The 18391-nt window shown below is 37.5% G+C and carries 19 protein-coding genes, 1 tRNA gene and 1 riboswitch; of the genes, 6 read left to right on the top strand and 14 right to left on the bottom strand.

Annotated features, from left to right (window positions below; all coding sequences use genetic code 11):
* Window positions 1-197: 197 nt before the first annotated feature.
* Complete coding sequence (locus NSQ84_RS14240; RefSeq protein WP_063387256.1) at window positions 198-671, bottom strand: thioredoxin family protein; 474 nt, start codon at window positions 669-671, stop codon at window positions 198-200.
* Between the two features lie 299 nt (window positions 672-970).
* Window positions 971-1390: a disulfide oxidoreductase gene (locus NSQ84_RS14235; protein WP_063387257.1), complete on the bottom strand. Its 420-nt coding sequence runs from the start codon at window positions 1388-1390 to the stop codon at window positions 971-973.
* 158 nt (window positions 1391-1548) lie between these two features.
* On the opposite strand from NSQ84_RS14235, the gene NSQ84_RS14230 reads away from it, so the two are divergent.
* Window positions 1549-1971 (top strand): CBS domain-containing protein, encoded by a 423-nt coding sequence (locus NSQ84_RS14230; protein ID WP_063387258.1) that lies wholly within the window; start codon window positions 1549-1551, stop codon window positions 1969-1971.
* A gap of 295 nt (window positions 1972-2266) precedes the next feature.
* Window positions 2267-4015: a phospho-sugar mutase gene (locus NSQ84_RS14225; RefSeq protein WP_327856419.1), complete on the top strand. Its 1749-nt coding sequence runs from the start codon at window positions 2267-2269 to the stop codon at window positions 4013-4015.
* Between the two features lie 342 nt (window positions 4016-4357).
* Here the strand turns inward: NSQ84_RS14225 and NSQ84_RS14220 are convergent, their stop codons facing one another.
* The gene (locus NSQ84_RS14220) at window positions 4358-4603 is read right to left on the bottom strand and encodes a YhdB family protein (protein ID WP_063387261.1); all 246 of its coding nucleotides are present in this window, start codon (window positions 4601-4603) and stop codon (window positions 4358-4360) included.
* 155 nt (window positions 4604-4758) lie between these two features.
* The gene (locus NSQ84_RS14215) at window positions 4759-5196 is read right to left on the bottom strand and encodes an Rrf2 family transcriptional regulator (RefSeq protein WP_063387262.1); all 438 of its coding nucleotides are present in this window, start codon (window positions 5194-5196) and stop codon (window positions 4759-4761) included.
* 177 nt (window positions 5197-5373) lie between these two features.
* Between NSQ84_RS14215 and hmpA the strand changes: the two genes are divergently transcribed.
* Window positions 5374-6594, top strand: coding sequence for an NO-inducible flavohemoprotein (gene hmpA / locus NSQ84_RS14210; RefSeq protein WP_066250888.1), 1221 nt, complete (start codon window positions 5374-5376; stop codon window positions 6592-6594).
* Between the two features lie 57 nt (window positions 6595-6651).
* Here the strand turns inward: hmpA and NSQ84_RS14205 are convergent, their stop codons facing one another.
* Window positions 6652-6774 carry a hypothetical protein gene (locus tag NSQ84_RS14205; protein ID WP_339212004.1) on the bottom strand — a complete coding sequence of 41 codons (123 nt, stop codon included), beginning with the start codon at window positions 6772-6774 and terminating at the stop codon, window positions 6652-6654.
* Window positions 6775-6828: 54 nt separating this feature from the next.
* On the opposite strand from NSQ84_RS14205, the gene NSQ84_RS14200 reads away from it, so the two are divergent.
* Complete coding sequence (locus tag NSQ84_RS14200; RefSeq protein ID WP_063387264.1) at window positions 6829-8244, top strand: SpoVR family protein; 1416 nt, start codon at window positions 6829-6831, stop codon at window positions 8242-8244.
* Window positions 8245-8417: 173 nt separating this feature from the next.
* On the opposite strand, the gene NSQ84_RS14195 is transcribed toward NSQ84_RS14200, so the two are convergent.
* Genes NSQ84_RS14195 through NSQ84_RS14185 form a run of 3 tightly spaced genes read right to left on the bottom strand, consistent with a single transcriptional unit; the run spans window position 8418 to window position 9844 of the window.
* Complete coding sequence (locus NSQ84_RS14195) at window positions 8418-9107, bottom strand: TerC family protein (protein ID WP_066250886.1); 690 nt, start codon at window positions 9105-9107, stop codon at window positions 8418-8420.
* A 52-nt stretch (window positions 9108-9159) separates the two neighbouring features.
* The gene (locus tag NSQ84_RS14190; RefSeq protein WP_327873887.1) at window positions 9160-9435 is read right to left on the bottom strand and encodes a DUF1232 domain-containing protein; all 276 of its coding nucleotides are present in this window, start codon (window positions 9433-9435) and stop codon (window positions 9160-9162) included.
* Window positions 9398-9844 carry a sporulation protein gene (locus NSQ84_RS14185; protein WP_063387267.1) on the bottom strand — a complete coding sequence of 149 codons (447 nt, stop codon included), beginning with the start codon at window positions 9842-9844 and terminating at the stop codon, window positions 9398-9400. Before NSQ84_RS14185 ends, NSQ84_RS14190 begins: the two co-directional genes overlap by 38 nt.
* 377 nt (window positions 9845-10221) lie before the next feature.
* On the opposite strand from NSQ84_RS14185, the gene ytvI reads away from it, so the two are divergent.
* A complete protein-coding gene (gene ytvI, locus NSQ84_RS14180; RefSeq protein WP_063387477.1) occupies window positions 10222-11250 on the top strand; it encodes a sporulation integral membrane protein YtvI in 1029 nt (342 codons plus the stop codon).
* 141 nt (window positions 11251-11391) lie between these two features.
* Complete coding sequence (locus NSQ84_RS14175; protein ID WP_066250881.1) at window positions 11392-12483, top strand: AI-2E family transporter; 1092 nt, start codon at window positions 11392-11394, stop codon at window positions 12481-12483.
* Between the two features lie 75 nt (window positions 12484-12558).
* Here the strand turns inward: NSQ84_RS14175 and NSQ84_RS14170 are convergent.
* From NSQ84_RS14170 to NSQ84_RS14145, 6 genes are all read right to left on the bottom strand, one after another.
* Window positions 12559-12632, bottom strand: a tRNA-Pro gene (locus NSQ84_RS14170).
* 60 nt (window positions 12633-12692) lie between these two features.
* Window positions 12693-13055 (bottom strand): fluoride efflux transporter CrcB, encoded by a 363-nt coding sequence (gene crcB, locus NSQ84_RS14165; protein ID WP_063387269.1) that lies wholly within the window; start codon window positions 13053-13055, stop codon window positions 12693-12695.
* 12 nt (window positions 13056-13067) lie between these two features.
* Window positions 13068-13475 (bottom strand): fluoride efflux transporter CrcB, encoded by a 408-nt coding sequence (crcB, locus tag NSQ84_RS14160; protein WP_327873886.1) that lies wholly within the window; start codon window positions 13473-13475, stop codon window positions 13068-13070.
* Between the two features lie 563 nt (window positions 13476-14038).
* Window positions 14039-15082: a ribonucleotide-diphosphate reductase subunit beta gene (locus tag NSQ84_RS14155; RefSeq protein WP_063387272.1), complete on the bottom strand. Its 1044-nt coding sequence runs from the start codon at window positions 15080-15082 to the stop codon at window positions 14039-14041.
* A 12-nt stretch (window positions 15083-15094) separates the two neighbouring features.
* The gene (locus NSQ84_RS14150; RefSeq protein ID WP_327873885.1) at window positions 15095-17359 is read right to left on the bottom strand and encodes a ribonucleoside-diphosphate reductase subunit alpha; all 2265 of its coding nucleotides are present in this window, start codon (window positions 17357-17359) and stop codon (window positions 15095-15097) included.
* Between the two features lie 135 nt (window positions 17360-17494).
* Window positions 17495-17674: riboswitch (cobalamin riboswitch) on the bottom strand.
* A gap of 133 nt (window positions 17675-17807) precedes the next feature.
* Window positions 17808-18248, bottom strand: coding sequence for an Hsp20/alpha crystallin family protein (locus NSQ84_RS14145; RefSeq protein WP_063387274.1), 441 nt, complete (start codon window positions 18246-18248; stop codon window positions 17808-17810).
* Window positions 18249-18391 lie beyond the last annotated feature (143 nt).

Genomic DNA, 18391 nt, shown 5'->3' with positions numbered 1-18391 from the left:
GAAAGGACGATTTTTTTGTGCATTTTTTTTAAAAAGTGAAAAAATGAGGGGCTCCAAAAAGTCAGTTACCCTGACTTTTTGGACAGCCCCTTTAACTTTCTTGTGCAAGTTTTTGTTTTTCTCCGACAGACAATTGTTCCATATTGCCAAGCAAGCATTTACAGCTTCCATGTTTGTCATGAAAAGACAGGTTTTCCTTATTTTGATTTTGTCCAATTTTCCAGCGCTTCTCGAAAAACGCTTTTTTCCTGTGAACCGACGATACGATCGGCTTCTTTTCCGTTTACATAATGGACAAGCGTTGGAGTTGCATCAATTTTATACTCATCCCAGCCCTCTTCAAACTCAAGAAGGTTGTATTGGTAGATATCCACATTTAATTCTTTTGCCAAAGGCATTAAGATCGGTGTTGTGTTTTTACAGTGCGGGCAGGTAGAACTGAAAAAATAGACAATGACATCTTCTTGATTATTTAATTTTGTTTCTAGCTCATCCGGAAGTATGATGTTTTGATAATTTGGATCATCCAGCAGCTTGACGGTTTCAGGATGCAGGCTCGACTTTTTGTACGGATTTCCTTCCGCCTTTTGCTTATTTTGCAAATTTGTTACAATTGCCAGTGCCGCGAACAGTACAATAATGATTCCGCCGAATATAAGCAGTTTTTTCATATAATTTGGCGAGAAGACCCCGTAATTTTAAAAATTTTGGGGAAAGTATCGCCGTTATTCACTCCTTTCGTTCCTTTGCACTAAAAAATGTAAACAGATTTTCGTGAATGATTGGGTATGACGGAAACCGCAAAAAATAAATGTTTATCTTTCTAAGACCTCATGAACTTGCCGGATTGCGATTAAGTCTTAATATGGGTAAAAAACATAATTGAAAGCTATAAATCCAAAGGTTTTGTTTGCTGGTCTATAGAATTTGCATCATTCGCCTCTTGAAAAATCTGAAAATAACGGAAACGTTATCCTTTCTGCCGTAAAATGAAAAAGCTTGTGAGGAAAATAATTGAAAAGCCAATTAAAGCCAAGAAAGGAATTGTAACGAATCCAAACCAATTAATGTAGTCGCTTGTACAAGGAACTCTTCCGCATGCGAGGCTATGTTCCCCTAAAAAAGGAATTTTTTGTATAGAATAATGGTAAATGGAAATCATGCCTCCCATAATGGACAAAGTTAAGGAATAGCTTGCAATTTTGTAATCCTTTTTTACTACAGCTATTCCAAGTATAACAACGAGCGGGTACATAAATATCCTTTGAAACCAGCACAATTTACATGGTTCGAAATGCATGATCTCAGAAAAATACAGGCTTCCTAAGGTAGAAATTAAAGAAGCGATCCAGCCTATCAACAGCAAATTGTCTTTTCGCTTATCATCCATCCAACTAACCTCTCTGTTTTCTTTCTAAAGGCATTATAATACATTTCCCCTGAATTAAAAATGATTTTGCGATGAAATCAATAAAACATCAGCTAAGAATTATTATCATTCATAAATTTTTACATATTGTTCAAACTATCAACGAAAGGAGTGAGACTATGGATAAAATTCGCGATATCATGTCTTCTAATGTCATTTCCGTTTCATCAAATCAAACTGTTCAGGAAGCTGCTCAGTTAATGAGACAGCATAATGTTGGTGCGATCCCTGTTGCAGATAATGGACAATTAAAAGGAATTATTACAGACCGTGATATTACGCTTCGCTCAACAGCTCAGGGCAAAAACGAAAGCACAACCGTTGCAGAAGTTATGTCGACAAACCCTGTATGCTGTAGTCCAGACGCGAGTCTGCAAGAAGCTGCCCAAATCATGGCACAAAATCAAATTCGCCGGTTGCCTGTAGTGGAAAATAATCAAGTTGTCGGCATGGTCGCATTAGGAGATTTAGCAACAAATAAGACTTCTGATGAAGCGGCAGGAGAAGCATTAACAAACATTTCTGAAAAAGATCTTCAATAACCCCTCTTGCAATCCCGGGATGGGAGTGCCTTGCTGAAAAAAGAGCGTCCGTTTGGCGCTCTTTTTTCCGTTCAGTGGCAAAGAGCTTTGTCGCTCGGTTTGTTTTTTTCAAATGATACAAATAATACATAAATTTATAAATAACTGGAGAAATGGAAAGACGATCATTTGCGGAAAATATGTAAAAGCTGTTTCGAATAGTTCTAAAAATAGGGATGATCATCTCATTTCCATAAAATTTGTGATAAAATATTTCAGGAGAGAAAAAGAAGGGGAACTGGAGGGGTGTTAAGTTATGGCGAAATGGAAAGAAAATTATCAACGATGGATATCGAAAGAAGATATAGATCAAGAGCTAAAACAGCAATTACTAGAAAAAGCAGACAATGAACTCGAATTAGAGGACTGCTTTTATAAAAGCTTAGAGTTTGGTACAGGAGGAATGCGGGGAGAAATTGGCCCAGGCACAAATCGGATGAACATTTATACAATCCGCAAGGCTTCTGAGGGATTGGCAAGATATATTGAATCTTTTGGAGAAGAAGCCAAAAGACGCGGCGTGGTAATTGCTTACGATTCCCGCCACAAATCGCCGCAATTTGCTATGGAAGCGGCAAAAACTATCGCAACGCATGGTATTCAAACTTATGTATTTGATGAATTAAGGCCAACTCCTGAATTATCTTTTGCTGTCCGTTATTTAAACGCATTTTCAGGTGTTGTAATAACGGCAAGCCATAACCCGCCGGAATATAATGGATTTAAAGTTTACGGAGAGGATGGAGGTCAGATTCCTCCAAAAATAGCTGATGAAATCATCAAAAAAGTGAATGAAGTTGAAAATGAATTAGAAGTTGCTGTTGAAAATGAAGATATTTTAAAACAAAAAGGCTTGATTAAAATCATTGGAGCGGAAATAGACGAAGCATATAATGAAAAGATCAAAACGATTTCACTGAATCCTAATTTGGCAAAAGAAGTAGATGTAAAGGTCGTTTTTACGCCGCTGCATGGTACAGCCAATAAACCGGTTCGACGAGCTCTTCAATCATTAGGCTATCAAAATGTAACCGTCGTCAAAGAGCAGGAACTTCCAGATCCAAATTTTTCGACAGTGGCTTCGCCGAATCCTGAGGAGCATGCAGCGTTTGAGCTAGCGATAAGAGAAGGGAAACGCATTGATGCTGATATTTTAATCGGAACTGACCCTGATGCTGACCGTTTAGGAGTTGCTGTCAAAAATGACAAAGGCGAATACATTGTGTTAACAGGAAACCAAACGGGTGCGATTTTGCTCAACTATATCCTTTCTGAGAAAAAGAAAAAAGGATTGCTGCCTGAAAATGGCGTTGTTCTAAAAACGATTGTTACATCGGAAATAGGCCGCGCAATAGCGGAGGAATATGGACTAAAAACAATTGATACGCTTACCGGGTTTAAATTTATCGGGGAAAAAATTAAAGAATTTGAACAAACGAAACAATACAAATTTCAATTCGGTTATGAGGAAAGCTACGGATATTTAATTGGCGATTTTGTCAGAGACAAAGATGCCGTTCAAGCGGCCGTTTTAGCTGTTGAAGTATGTGCATTTTATAAGAAAAAAGGGCTCACACTTTATGACGGATTAATGGAAATTTTCAATCGATACGGGTATTACAGAGAAGGGTTAAAATCGTTAACCTTAAAAGGTAAGGACGGAGCAGAACAGATTAAGCGAATTTTAGAATCTTTCCGCCAAAATCCGCTTGCTGAAATTGCAGGTAAAACGGTTACGATTATCGAGGATTATTTAACAAGTGAACGTACATTGCTTCAATCGAACAAAAAGGAAACAATTGATTTGCCAAAATCAAATGTATTGAAATATTTCCTTGAAGACGGATCTTGGTTCTGTTTGCGGCCTTCGGGAACCGAGCCGAAAGTGAAATTTTATTTTGCTGTTCAGGCCGATTCACTGAATAATAGTGAAAAGGCATTGGAAGAATTAATAAATGCCGTAATGGAAAAAGTAAATGATATTCTGACAGTTAAAAAAGCTTAACTCCATTTCGATTGAGATCCCTTCAGTCTATCCAATAAGTCTTAAAAATAAGAGCGAGGGAGAAAAACAAGACGTTTTTCCACCCTCGCTTTTTCGTTTACGCTCTTGAAAAAGCGAGCTAAGTCCCGAGTTTTGGCAAAGTTGATAGCCGATTATAGCAGCGGATCAATAGCCATGAAAAAAGGCTCCTGAAAAAACGGGCTTTCGGCAAAAACGATCGCCGCTTTTAGCATTGAAGCAATAACTTAAACGACTAAAACAGAAAGAAAAAGCAACCCCATTTTTCAGAAATAACTTTTCTGAAAAAAGGTTGCTTAAACTATTGAGTCACCTTTCTGGAAACTATTTCAGCGCGATTTCCGGTTCAACCTCTGTTACGTTTTCTAATGCATGGTCAATATAACGAAGTAAAGCATATAGTTTATGCTCAATAATTTGATAATCGTGTTCAAAATTATAAGCGTGTAAAAAATGCTCAATTTTTTTGGAAAGAAAATCGTCGTTTGTGCGCACCATTAAAATAATCAAATTGTCCCATTGCGAACGGTGCGTGTAATATAATGCTTTGTCGTAATCCATTTTATTCATAATAAACATCCCTCCCTAAAAGGAGTTATGTTTATTGTATGAATAAATCGGTTTTTTGTACCGTTGCAAATGTTGGACATAACAACAGCCGTTTCTTTCAAAACAAATGTATAAATGCCTCATTCAAAAAACGAAAGACCATTTAAGGCTTTTTTCTACTTCACATTAAACAAATGCTTCAATTCGTTTTGATTTATGATTAAATCAGCGAGTGTGTACTGATCCAGCACTTGTAAATAAGCTTGCAAGGCTTGCTGGAAAACATGGCGCAGCCTGCAGGCGGATGTGATCACACATTCGCTGTTTTTTTCATTAAAACATTCGACAAGATGGAAATCTTCTTCAGTTTTTCTGACCACATCGCCAATATTTATTTCAGATGCAGGACGTGCTAAACGGAAACCGCCATTTCGTCCTCGAATCGTTTCAATATACCCGTTTTTCCCAAGCTGGTAAATGACCTTCATTAAATGGTTTTTTGAAATGCCGTACACATCCGCAATTTCTTTAATATTGGATAATTCCTCTCGGTTTTTCGTGCCAATGTAAATGAGCACACGGAGCGAATAGTCAGTATAGTTTGTAAGACGCATTGGCCTCCCTCTCTTTGTCCGTACTAGCTCCATTATACACTGATGGATAATTTAGGTTCAAAAATGTGACATCTTTTCAAAAGATGTATTTAAAATATTGCTTTTAAGACGAAGATCAACTATTTTAAAGATATATATAAAATACATCTTTTTTTAAAAACAAAGGAGTGCAAATTTATGTTATCCGAACGTACTATTGAAATTATAAAGTCCACCGTGCCAGTTTTAGCTAAGCAAGGAACAGAAATCACAAGTCATTTTTATAAACGAATGCTTTCCAATCATCCGGAGTTATTAAATATTTTTAATCATACAAACCAACAGAAAGGAAGACAGCAAACAGCGCTAGCAACCACACTTTATGCTGCTGCCGAGCGCATTGATCAATTGGAGACGATTTTGCCAGCTGTGAAGCAAATTGCTCATAAACACAGAAGCTTAGGGGTTAAAAAAGAACACTATCCAATTGTCGGCGAAAATTTATTAGCAGCTATGAAAGAAGTGTTAGGCGATTTAGCAACAGATGAAATTATTTCTGCGTGGGAAGAAGCTTATAACGAAATTGCAAACGTATTTATCGAATTGGAGCAACGAATGTATGCTGACGCTGAAAATATGGAAGGTGGCTGGAAAGACTTTAAGCCGTTTGTTGTTGTAGATAAAGTAAAAGAAAGCTCTGTTATTACATCGTTTTACCTAAAACCGAAAGATAATGCTGTATTGCCATCATTCCTGCCCGGACAATATGTTACCGTAAAAGTAAAAATAGACGGCCATCAATATTTACTGAATCGTCAATACAGCTTATCAGACGCTCCTGGCAAAGAATATTTTCGAATTTCTGTTAAACGTGAGGCAGAACCGGATCAACCAAAAGGGGTCGTATCGAATTACCTGCACGATGATGTTCAAATTGGCGATGAGCTTAATATTAGCGTGCCTGCTGGCGATTTTACATTGGATGTCACGCAAAACTCGCCGGTTGTTTTCATCAGCGGCGGTGTTGGAGTAACGCCAATTATGAGCATGCTGAATACAATAGCAAAAGAAAATCCTTCTAGACCGGTTCGTTTTGTTCACTCTGCTAAAAATGAAGATGTTCATGCTTTTCGTTTGGAAGTAAAAGAGTTAATGAACAGGTTGCCAAATGGAACATCCTTTATTTGTTATACGGAGCCGTCACGTCAAGAAAGCGCCAATCATACAGGTTATATGACTAAAGACATTCTTAAGCAATTCATATCTGAAAATGCAGATTATTTTATTTGCGGCCCTGTGCCATTTATGAAAGCAGTCATTAATTATTTAAAGGAGCTGGGGGTTGCTTCTGAAAATATTCATTACGAATTTTTTGGACCAGCTCTACAAATTGCGCAGCCTGAAGGTTCGACCATTTAATGTAGTTTTTCCAAAAAAGTTTTTAATATTTGGTGCCGTGAGAAGGCACCATTTTTTTTATAAGATTGTGTATTTTTGAACAGGAATGTCTCCCTTTTTTGCTTTTCGTTTTGTGACAGGCAGTTCAAGATGTGAAATGGAAATAGTGCAATCTGACACAACGTTCAAAATGTTTTTCATCATCTCCCGTTTGTTTTCATAAATTGTTGTAAGGAAAAAGAAGGGGGATGAACAATGAACAAGGAGGATCATAAAGTTCTTCAATATGCAATTGAAGAAATAACAGAAATCGCAAAGGGGTTTGGTCTTGATTTTTATCCGATGAGATATGAAATTTGTCCAGCTGATATTATTTATACATTTGGTGCATATGGAATGCCGACTCGTTTCTCCCATTGGAGCTTTGGAAAGCAATTTTATAAAATGAAGCTCCATTATGATTTAGGTCTTAGTAAAATTTATGAACTGGTGATTAACTCAAATCCTTGTTATGCCTTTTTGCTTGATACTAATTCTCTTATTCAAAATAAACTAATTGTTGCACATGTCCTCGCGCATTGTGATTTTTTTAAAAACAATATTCGCTTTAGTAATACGAAACGGGATATGGTCGAAAGCATGGCGGCAACAGCGGAAAGAATCAAGAAATATGAACTTTTATATGGAAAAAGAGAAGTGGAAAAATTTTTAGACGCGGTTTTATCCATCCAAGAACATATTGATCCGTCTTTAGTTCGGACAAAACTTTCTTGGAGCTTGGATGATGTTGATGAGGAAGAAGAGCTTAAGACATACAAAACACCGTATGATGATCTCTGGTCTTTAGGAGAAAAAAAAGAAAAAAGTGAACAGACAATCAAGAAAAAGAAAAAATTCCCTCCCAAACCGGAGAAAGACGTGCTTTTGTTTATCGAAGAGTATAGCCGGGAGCTTGAAGACTGGCAGCGTGATATTTTAACAATGATGAGAGAGGAAATGCTATACTTTTGGCCTCAGCTTGAAACAAAAATAATGAATGAAGGCTGGGCGACGTATTGGCACCAGCGGATCATGAGAGAGCTGGATTTGACCTCTGATGAAGCAATTGAATATGCTAAATTAAATGCAGGTGTCGTACAACCGTCAAGAACGAGCATTAACCCTTATTATTTAGGTTTAAAAATATTTGAGGATATCGAAGAAAGGTATAACAATCCGACAGAGGAAATGAAAAAGCGGGGAATTCAACCCGGTTCGGGCAGGGAAAAGCTGTTTGAGGTGCGGGAAATTGAATCGGATATTTCATTTCTTCGCAACTATTTAACAAAAGATCTTGTTATGCGGGAAGACATGTACTTATTTCAAAAACAAGGCAAAGACTATAAAATTGTTGATAAAGATTGGGAAAAAGTGCGGGATCAGCTCGTAAGCATGCGGGTGAATGGCGGTTTTCCGTACATTACGGTAATGGATGGGGATTATATGAAAAACGGCGAACTATATTTAAAACATTGGTATGAAGGGATTGAACTTGATATTAAGTACCTTGAAAAGGTGCTTCCATACATTTATCAGCTTTGGGGGAGAGGTGTCCATTTAGAAACGATTATTGAGGATAAACCTGTTTTATTTAATTTTGACGGCCGGAATGTCCATCGAAAATATTTGTAATGATGGAGCTGTCCAGAAAGTCAAAATCCATTGAAAACGAAACATCATAAACATTGATATATCAACATTGCTAAAACATTAAAGGGACGTCTATAAGCCGGAAAATCGACTTATTAGACAGCCCCACGGAATTTGTTTTTAGGCTTTAGGAAAAACGGTATCAGCATCATTTTTTAAGATGCTTCTTCTTTTGCTTCCACAGGGGAAGCTTTTTTCTTTTTTAAATATCCGGCAAAAATAACGCCTGCAACAAGAATAATGGTTAAGCCCCATTTTAGAAGCGGGTTTTCTTCAAAGAAGCCTTTTAGAAATTTTTCATCTACGATCATTTTGGCTGCTGTAAAGGCAATAACGGCAGCCCCAATTGTCACGATAACTGGGAACCGTTCAATCCATTTGATGATGAGCGTGCTGCCCCACACAACGATTGGAATGGAAATTAACAATCCGATTATGACTAAAAGGAACGATCCGTGCGCGGCACCGGCAACCGCTAAAACATTATCAAGCCCCATTAAAGCGTCTGCTACAATGATCGTTTTCATAGCGGACCAAAAGCTATTCCCGGTATCGACGTTATGTTCTTTTTTATCGATGAGAAGTTTATAGGCGATCCAAAGGAGAAGAATTCCGCCGACTAATAGCAGTCCAGGGATTTTTAAAAGCCAAACAACCGCAAGCGTCGCAATTGCCCGGATAAAAATCGCTCCAAATGTCCCCCATATAATGACCTTTGTTTGTTGGTGTTTCGGCACATTTCTAGCTGCTAAACCGATTAGAATGGCATTATCACCAGCTAAAACAAGGTCAATGATAACAATCGAAAGTAATGCTGAAAAAAACTCAGGTGAGAATAGTTCCAATATTTATCACTCCTCAAATATTTTATACTCATTTCGATGTTTTTATCCTTTGTTATGCAAGACAATATTTTTCCTGTAATTCCTTCGGAGCCATTTTGATCATTTGCTGCATGATAAAAGTAAATATAACGACATCATCCACAATTCCATTTAAGGACAGGAAATCTGGTATTGCATCGAACGGCAACAGGAAATATCCAATTATGAAAGCGATCGAGAATAGCTTTTTTTTCCTATTCACCTCCTTCGATAAGAAAAATTCAAATATAAAAGGGAAAAATGAACGAAAGTTATAAATGAACCGAATTCTTTTCCATATTTTTCTCATCGTTTTCCCCTCCACTAGGTTTATTTTTTAAAATTTGTATTGTGTCATGATCCAGACTATCGATTCCTTCTTCAAACACTAATGTTGTTTTAAAACGGTATGTTAAACTGTCTGTTGTTGCGGGAAGATGCTTTGGTAAAACAAATTCAAAAGGAATTTTTGCGCAATCAGCTGGATCGATTATGTCAGGAGCGAATAACGTAATGGAGGCGATTGATTGCTGATCAGCCTGATTGTTTATTTTCATAAGATCACATTGCAGCTGCTTAATCTTTTGAGTTATAGTGCCTCCTTTAATGTAGAGCGTGCCTGTTACTTTTTCTCCTGGAGAATACGTTTCTTTATCCAGTACAAGATCGACTGTTGCAGAGCCTATTCCGATTTTGGACATATATTTTCTAAGCAGCAACTCAAATCATCCTCCCAAAAATTGTTTTAAGATGCAAAAAGACCTTTGCCATTTTTATGGCAAAGGTCTCGCTAACAACATCCAGTTGTTCAATAAAGCCGGTGGATTCCTCCACGAAATGACGACTTTATTGTTAAGCTACTCCCCTTTGGGAATTTTTATTCTTATTCCGTTTTTCTAATTTGATTATATTGGTCAAATTGCGATTTGTCTAGTATTTTTTTTACTGAAGTAAATGTGTTTTGCAAAATGTCGAACAAATAACAATTTATAAAAATAATAAGGAATTTCAATAGTTCAAATGGAAAATCCACGATATAATAAGGATAACATGATGATTTTGAGTATAGAATAGATAGGAGAATGATGTATTGAAAATGAAAAAGTATCTTCCGCTTATCATCATTGGTATTGCCATTCTTATACTAATACCGTTCAGCATCCCGATATTGCTTGCGCTGCTTACAGCTCTTGTACTTGAAAAGCCTATCAGCATTCTCCAAAATCGATTTAAAATAAAAAGACCTTATGCAGTTTTGCTCATTTTTGTTGTTTTTTTACTCTTATTATGTATTCTAGGCTTTGGTTTGATAAACTTTATATATACAAACTTTGTGAGTTTTATAGAAAATATCCCTTTATATGTTAGAAAATTCAATCATGATTTTATTAATCCTCTTCTTGATACGTGGGAAAATTATTCCGCTTCCCTTCCAGAAGGTGTCATGACGTCTATTGAAATTTCCATTAATAATTCTGTCAATGCAGTTGACGGTCTTGTGAAGCAATTGATGGAATCGCTCATATTATTTGTTTCCGGCATTCCTGGCTTTTTCATTGAAGCGCTGATTTATTTGATTGCTCTCTATTTAATCAGTTTGGATCTGCCGAAAATATGGGCTTCGCTCGAGACCATGCTGACAGAAAAAACGAGAAATAAAATAAAATATGTTGTGAATGATCTTTATAAAGCAGGCTTCGGCTTTATTAAAGCGCAAGTTATTTTAAGTTTGCTGACATTTATACTAGCTTATATTGGGTTGGTGCTGCTTCGTGTGGATTATAGCTTGATTTTGGCGATCATTATCGTGGTTGTTGACATCCTTCCTATATTGGGAACAGGATCAGTGCTGGTTCCTTGGGCTATTTATGCATTTAGCCAGGGGCAAACCAATCTCGGAATAGGATTAGTTGTCTTATTTCTTGTGATCACTGTCGTCAGACGTGCTGTCGAACCGAAAATTATGTCAACCAACATGGGAATAAGCCCTCTTGCCGCCTTGATCAGCATGTTCATTGGACTAAAGATGCTCGGTATATTAGGTTTATTCTTAGGTCCAGTTGTTGTGATTTTGTTTGAAACATTGCGAAGAGCAAACATTATAAAGCTTAACATAAAAATTTAAAAAGGTTTTCCTTAAATTTGAGCGGAAAATTTGGATTAGAAGCAATAGGAGGATTGAAAAAAATTGCTTAGAATATGTAAATACATGATATTCTAAATATTGGAACGAATGTTGCAAAATTGGATGCGGGAGGCAAGCATTTTGTTTAAATCAAAACTTCATTTTTGGACGTTAGAAATACTTTTGATCATTTTGATCTTATATTTCAGCACAAAAATATCTTTTCTTTTTGAGCCCATTGTGATCTTTATAACTACTTTGTTTTTTCCTATAATTATTTCCGGTTTTCTTTACTTTTTGTTTGCTCCGATTATTGGCTTTCTTGAAAAGCGAAAAATTCCAAGAGTGCTGGCCATTTTGATTTTGTATATCGTGTTTATCGGAGGAATTTCGATCGCCATCGGATTGGTAGGTCCTACGATTGTTAAGCAGTTTAATGATTTAATTCGAAACATTCCTTTTTATATAACAAAAACGAGAGAAATCATTGAAAACCTCTATCAAACAAGCTGGTTCCAATGGGTATTGACGCAAGATTATTTTTCCATTGAAAAAATTGAGAGCACCATTACGCAATATGCATCGAGAATTACAAATAATATTACGAATGGCGTTCAGTCCGTTTTCAGCGTTATCACAAATATAACACTCATTATTGTCACGGTGCCGTTCATTTTATTTTATATGATCAAGGACGGACATAAGCTGCCGCACCAGGTCGTAAAGTTTTTTCCGAGCGATTTCCGCGATGAAGTTATGATTATCTTAAAGGAAACAGGCGAAACCTTATCTACCTATATTCAAGGACAAATGCTTGTTTCCATGTTTGTCGGGCTCTTTACGTTTATCGGATACTTAATTATTGATCTGCCATATGCTTTGCTGCTTGGAATAACTGTGGCAATCACCAATATTATTCCGTATTTAGGTCCGTTTATTGGAGCTGCTCCAGCCGTTATTGTCGGCTTGCTTGATTCGCCTTTTAAAGCACTTCTTGCGATTATTGTCGTGACAATTGTTCAGCAAATTGATGGGAATGTGATTTCTCCGTTTATTATCGGCAAGAGGCTTGATACACATCCGTTGACCATTATTATTTTGTTGCTTGTTGCAGGAAATATCGCGGGAATTTTGGGGATGATTTTGGCTGTTCCAACATATGCTGTAACCAAAACGGTTGTGATTAACTTATATAAATTAATTAAACTGAGGAAAGGGATTAAAAAGACGTAATTCAAAATATAAGCCGCTTGAAAAAGCTCAAGCGGCGTTTTTGGTTTTAAATGATGATTTAGGAGATTTACAGAGTCGGGATGACAGGATTCGAACCTGCGACCCCCAGCACCCCATGCTGGTGCTCTACCAAGCTGAGCTACATCCCGCTGGACAATCTGTATTATAAAGAAAAAATCAAACCATGACAATATGATTCAAATAAGTTTTTAAAATATAGCGCCTAGTTGGAAGCCGAGAAAGGCAAACAAAAGACCGAACGCATAGCTTGAAAGAAAATAGCAAATGGACACTGTTTTTTGTTTTTCTGTTAACAGCTGTTTATTTTCAAGCTGAAACGTAGAAAAGGTGGTAAAGGCTCCTAAACATCCTGTTCCAAATAACAGTAGATATGCTTCTGAAATATTCATGCCGATCAAAAGGCCGAGCAGGAAAGATCCGCTGACATTGATAATAAATGTCGCGACAGGGAACTTCATATTGCTTTTCTTTTTAATCCAATTGGTGACGATCAAGCGGGCATTAGCTCCTAAAAAACCTCCGATTCCTACAACGATAAAGTTGAAAAGCATTACTCTTCACTCCTATTCATGACCGGCCGTTCGTGCGTTGTGCTGGGAAAGCATTTTTCGGCCAAGATGATAACCAGATGAAACAAATAAATAACCGCCTATTAAGCTTGACAATGTATACATAATGGCTGTTTCCCATTTATCGGCAATCATCAATTGAATGTTCTCAAAACTAAAAGTTGAAAATGTTGTGAATGACCCGATTAAGCCAGTACCGATCGCTGTGGCAAAATGGGGAGGAAATCCTTTTATTTTAAATACATATTCAGTCAACCATCCTAAAAGAAAACTTCCAGCCAAATTGGCTAAAAGTGTCGCTGCTGGGAAAGATCCGGTCCAAAAGCTGGAAGTCCATAGGCCGACACTGTATCGAAGGCAGGCACCTGCTATCCCGCCCAAACCGACTAATAAATAAATCATTATATTCACCTCGCAATGGTGGAAAACAACATAGTTCTTTTTAGCCAATATGATTTTCTTAATCTTCGTGAAAACTATATTTCTTTTTAGGGCATCGCCTTTGTAATTGCTTCTATAATGAACGCAATACAAGCTAAAAAGATGGTCAGTAAAGTTGAACATAACAATATGTTTCTGATGACGACAGCAGCTTTGTCGCATCTGCTGAAAGTTTGAAAAGAAAAATATACAAAGATGCCTAATAGAATCGAGGCAAACCAACTTATAAAGCCTGTTTTTGTAGCTAATTTTTTCCAATCAAACATCCAAAAATATAGAATAGCGAAATGAATTGTTACTAACAAAATTGACATTATGATCAAGGTTGATTTTAACATAGATCCCCTCCGCACATATTATACCATGGCATGGAAAAATGGGATGCTTAGGTTCCCAAAAAGATAAGCTCTTTTAAAAGAAAGTATTTGCTTATCGAAAAATTCATTCATAGCATTCCTTTTGGTTTGGCAGCAGATAAAAAAACGGGCAGTCTCTGCTGCCCGTTATCATGAGAACGTAAATTTTTACAACTCATCAAAGCCGTTATCAATCGTGTTGACTTTTGTATATTGTCTCGATTTTTGTTCAAAGAAGTCTGATTTTCCTAAGTCCACTTCTTCATAAGCCCGTATCCATTTCAAAGGATTTGTCCGATAGCCTTCAAAAGGACGTTCGAATCCCAGCTGATTGGCACGGAAATTCGCATAAAATTTAATATAGCTCTCCACATCTTTTAAATGCAGGCCTTCAATGTCATTGCCGATAATTACACCGGCCCATTCGATTTCCAGCTCGGCTGCTTTCATAAATGTTTTCGAAACGAATTGTTTCAGTTCATCTGTATCATATTCAGGATATTGCTTCAGCACCGCTTTGAAAATTTTTTCAAACAAACCTACGTGTATTTGTTCATCACGGTTAATGTAGTTAATCATCGTGCTAGTGGCTACCATCTTTTGGTTTCTGGCTAAATTATAAAAGAATGCGAAACCGGAATAGAAAAATAAACCTTCCAGTATGACATCAAAGACGATCGATTTCAACAAATTCTCCACATTCGGATTTTCTGCAAATGCTTTATACCCGTTGGTGACAAATTCATTTCGCTTCCTTAAAACCGGTTCGTTCCGCCAATATTCAAATACTTCATCCTGTACGTTTTTAGGCACGATGCTTGAAAGAATATACGAATATGAATGGTTATGAATCACTTCCTGCTGAGCGAGCAAAATCATTAAGGCGTTTATGCTCGAGTCTGTAATATAATCAGCAACTTTTCCGGCATAATCGGTTTGAATGCTGTCTAATAAAGCTAAGAGGCCGATAATTTTTAAAAATGCGTCCTGTTCTCTTTCTGAAAGCTCAGGAAATTGCTTCACATCTTGAGCCATATTAATTTCAAAAGGTGTCCAAAAGTTTGCGAGCATCCGTTTATATTTTGGATATGCCCACGGGTAGGCGACATCATCCCAATTGAGCACGTTGGAACATTTTCCGTTCACTATTGCTGTTGAACGGTTTGGTGCATCAGGATCCATAATAACTCGTTTTGTTAATGTTTGCTCCATATTAATTCCTCCTTAACTTGCACATGATTCACATTCATAAATGTCGCTTGATGTCGAACGGACATAATACGTTGTTTTTAATCCGGATTTCCAAGCTGTCAAATGAAGCTCCAGCAATTCTTTCGCTTTAATCGTGTTTAGGACGTAAAAGTTGAAGGAAATGGACTGGTCAATATGTTTCTGGCGCACTGCATTTTGTTTAATGCTCCATGTTTGGTCGATCAAATAAGCGGATTTATAATACCAAGTCGTTTTCGCATTTAAGTCGGGAACGGTAACTGGAATTTTGTAGTCTTTCTTTTCCTCTGAATAAACTTTTTGGAAAATTGGATCGATGCTTGCTGTGCTTCCGGCTATAATGGAGGTCGATGCGTTCGGTGCGACCGCCATTAAATAGCTGTTGCGAATCCCAAAAGTCTGCACTTTTTCCTTTAATTCCTGCCATTTTTTTGACGTATAACCGCGGATTTCAAAATATCGCCCTGTATCCCACTCCGAGCCTTTAAAGAGAGGGTATGCGCCTTTTTCTTTTGCGAGCTCCATACTCGACTGAATGGTTAAATACGCAATTTTTTCATATAATTGGTCGACAAATTGGACTGCCTCGTCGCTTTCCCATGTAATTTCCTTTAGTGCAAATAAATGATGCATGCCAAACGTTCCAAGACCGATTGCACGGTATTTTTCATTTGTAAGCTTCGCCTGTAATACCGGAATGTTATTTAAATCGATAACGTTGTCCAGCATCCGCACTTGAATAGGGATTAAACGTTCCAGAACGTTGTCTGGGACAGCCCGTGCCAAGTTGATGGAAGAAAGGTTGCAGACGACGAAATCGCCGGGCTTTTTCACAATGACAATTTTTCCATCTTCAACATATTGTTCTTCAACAGTAGTAGCACTTTGATTTTGCGCAATCTCTGTGCATAAATTGCTGCAATAAATCATGCCGGCATGCTTGTTTGCGTTTTTTCGATTCACTTCATCCCGATAAAACATAAAAGGCGTTCCCGTTTCAAGCTGGCTGATCATAATCCGTTTCATTATTTCAATCGCAGGCACTTTTTCTTTAGATAAGGAAGGATGATTCACGCACTCAAAATATTTTTCCCGAAAGCTGCCGTTACCTTTTTCTTCATCATAATAATCTTCCAGACTGAATCCCATGACTTTGCGAACTTCGTGGGGATCGAACAAATACCAGTCCCCGCGCTTTTCAACTTGCTCCATAAATAGGTCAGGAATGCATACACCTGTAAATAAATCATGGGTGCGCAGCCGTTCATCTCCGTTATTTAATTTTGCATCAAGGAAGGCGAAAATATCTTTATGCCAAACATCCAAATAAACGGCAATTGCTCCTTTTCTTTGGCCGAGCTGGTCGACGCTCACTGCAGTATTATTTAATTGCTTCATCCAAGGAATGACACCTGATGAAACTCCTTTGAACCCCCGGATATCGCTTCCGCGGCTTCTGATTTTCCCTAAATAAACTCCAATGCCTCCGCCGCTTTTAGAAACATTGGCAATATCAGTGTTCGAATCATAAATGCCTTGAAGGCTGTCGTCTACCGTATCAATAAAGCAGCTTGAAAGCTGACCGACTGATTTTCCTGCATTAGCCAATGTCGGTGTTGCAACCGTCATATATAAATGGCTCAATGCCCAATACGCTTCCTTTACAAGATGCAAACGTTTGGACGGATGCTCGTTGATCATTAACGTCATAGCGATGATCATAAAACGTTCCTGTGGTAGCTCAAATGTTCGTTTATGAAAATCTTTAGCTAAATACCGGTCGTAAAGAGTCCTTAATCCGATGTATGTAAACAGCTTGTCCTTCTCAGGATCAATGGCATTTCCCAGCTCCATAATTTCCTCTTTTGAATAATGCTCTAGCAAAAGAGGGTTGTAGATTCCAAGATCGGTTAATGTTTCGATTAACAAATAAAAATCGCCGTAGCCCGGTTGGTTGTAATTTCTGTTTTGGCTCGCTTCATAGTAAATTTTTTCAAGAAATACGTGTGCAGCTAAAAAAGTCCAATCCGGCTCACTTTCCGAAATGTTTGCTAAAGCTTCAATAATCAGCAGGTTTGTAAATTTTTCAAGATCATCAATCTGCTGGTATTGTAGGGTTGTCGACACTCTCTCGCTGTATTCATGAAAGGAAAGGGATGGAAACTTTTTTTCAAGCTGCCTTAGATAAAGCTCCCAATCGCTCCTGTTAAAATGATTTTGAAAAACCTCGTATAGATTTAATGCTTTCGTAATATTCATCAAACATCCTCCTTATCAAAATAAAAAACCGCTCAGGAAGCTGAGCGGATCAAACGATGATTAAAAGGGAGGCAGTTTATAAGGCGAAACTACTCCATTCAAACCATCGTTTCATCTTCCCAACCCCCGAAGAATTAGAAACGTTCGGACAAAGGCAGGTCTCCTGACTCGTGCTTCATCCTACTTTGAATCCTTCCCATACGAAACGTACAGTGGATTATTCATTTCGTAGCACTCACAGTTGCGGGGACAGTTCCGGATTCTCACCGGATTCCCTTTTAAGCTGAAAACAGCACCTTTGTCGTTAGGTTTTCAATATATAGTATTTAATTGTTTTTGATTACACAATATATAGATTTTTGGTGTTATATATTCATCATAATCGTACTTGGCGAAAATTGCAATAAAAAAGTGAGGCTGATTGAAATTTTGCAACCTCACGAAACAATTAATGAAACTGAATATCAATTTTCTTTTTGTTGTTTTCGGTTTGTTTTGGAATACGGATTTCCAAAACGCCATTTTTATATGTCGCGCTCACTTCTTCTTCTTTTACATTTGCCGGCAATGCAACAGCGCGGTGAAACCGCCCGACAAACCGTTCGCGTCTATGCATTTCTTCTTCCTTTACTTCTTTGCTTCTTTGAATTGTGCCGCTGATCGTAAGAACGTTGCGATCAAGATGAATGTCAACGTCTTCCTTTTTTTCAAGGCCGGGCAAATCACACGTAACAATTACTTCATTAGCAGTTTCATGAATATCAAGCCGGGGGGTATTCATAGTCTCAAAGTTTTCAAAAAAATGCGGGAAGCTTTCAGAAAAAACGCGATTCATGTTTCGTCTAAATTGGTTGATCTCAGAAAAAGGATCGTAAGGAATGAGAGCCATATGATTGTTCCTCCTTTGATTTTTTTACAGAAAATATTATTTGTGTTGTAACCGAGAAATATTCACCAAGCAAAATTCCAATTATTGTTTTCAATGTCCGGTGTATCCAAAGTTATTTCGGAATAGAGCTCTTTCAGATTTTT

It is taken from the genome of Aeribacillus sp. FSL K6-3256 (assembly GCF_037965805.1).
In the GTDB taxonomy this organism is placed as follows: Bacteria; Bacillota; Bacilli; order Bacillales; family Aeribacillaceae; genus Aeribacillus; species Aeribacillus composti.
This window is presented reverse-complemented; position numbering and strand designations above follow the sequence as displayed.